Annotated in this window: 1 pseudogene; it reads right to left on the bottom strand. The window is 67.8% G+C overall.

Features of this window, described 5'->3' with window-relative positions:
- Positions 1-484: pseudogene (locus AB4Z27_RS29515) on the bottom strand (RHS repeat-associated core domain-containing protein); the annotation flags it as partial.

The following is a 484-nucleotide window of genomic DNA, read 5'->3' as shown; positions in this document are numbered from 1 at the left end:
GTGCCCGCGTACTGCCGGAGCAGGTTGTCCACCAGCCTGGGGTGGCCGGTCAGGCGGCTGTCGGTGGCCCGTCGTCCATGTTCGGGCGTGGACGCATACCAGCGCGTATCGGGATCGTCGAGCAGGTTGCCGGCCGGGTCGAAGGCGAACGTTTCGCTGCCGAGCGCGCTGCGCGCATCGAGCAGCCGCCCGACCGGGTCATAGCGATATCGCAGCGCGCCGCGCCGCATGTCATGGATGCCCGATAGCTGTCCCACCGCATCGTACTGATACTGGCGATGCAGCAAACGATGGCCCACCCGTGCACCCTCGATGTGGGACAGCGCCTGTTCCACCAGCCGCCCCGCCGGATCGTACGCCTGCGCGTGGGAGAGCCGATTGCCCTGTGTGCGAAGCACCTCCCGGTGCAAGTCGTCGCGCTCAAGATGGACCAGTTCGCGGTCATCAAGCATCACGCCGTGCACGTGGCCCGCGCCGTAGGTCA

Source organism: Cupriavidus sp. KB_39 (assembly GCF_052114485.1).
Classification (GTDB): domain Bacteria; phylum Pseudomonadota; class Gammaproteobacteria; order Burkholderiales; family Burkholderiaceae; genus Cupriavidus.
This window is presented reverse-complemented; position numbering and strand designations above follow the sequence as displayed.